The following is a 639-nucleotide window of genomic DNA, read 5'->3' on the forward strand; positions in this document are numbered from 1 at the left end:
CAACTGTAGTGGGTTGATGAAAAGTTATAACCTGGAGAGGACCAACTTGGTTCTCTCCTTTTTGATATTCAAAGCAATGAGGATTCTAATTTTAAAGTTTTCAAAGTTCCGGAAGCCAAAAGCATTGCGCTTGATGACCTTAATGAGGTTATTAGTAGCCTCTAGTTTTGCGTTTGAGTAGGGCAGTTCCAGTGAGTTCATGATTTTGTCCTTGTCTTTCCAAAAGGTCTTAAAAACAGTTTGAAAAATAGGATTTACACAAGAAATCGTTTCTTCAATTAGTTCAAAGAAATGGTCTGTTTGTTTCTCTTGGAAATGAAACAGTAATAGTTGATAGAGTTCATAGTGCTATCTAAGTTCTTGAGAGTATGCAAGGAGCTTTTCGAGAATCTCTTTATTGGTCAAGTGTGAGCGAAAAGTCGGGCGATAAAATCGTTTATCGCTGAGTTTACGGCTATCCTGTTGAATGAGTTTCCAGTAACGTTTTAGTGCCTTATATTCGTGCGATTTACGATCAAAACGATTCATGACTTGGATGCGAAGACGATTCATAGCTCGACTGAGATGTTGGATAATGTGAAAGCGGTCGAGAACGATTTTAGCGTTAGGAAAAAGTTTTCTGGCAATATCGTAATAGGG

At 37.9% G+C, this 639-nt stretch carries 1 pseudogene; it reads right to left on the reverse strand.

Annotation, left to right across the window (positions count from 1 at the left end):
- Positions 1-24: 24 nt before the first annotated feature.
- Positions 25-639: pseudogene (locus tag HMPREF2795_RS02010) on the reverse strand (ISL3 family transposase); the annotation flags it as partial.

The organism is Streptococcus sp. HMSC056C01 (assembly GCF_001811305.1).
In the GTDB taxonomy this organism is placed as follows: domain Bacteria; phylum Bacillota; class Bacilli; order Lactobacillales; family Streptococcaceae; genus Streptococcus.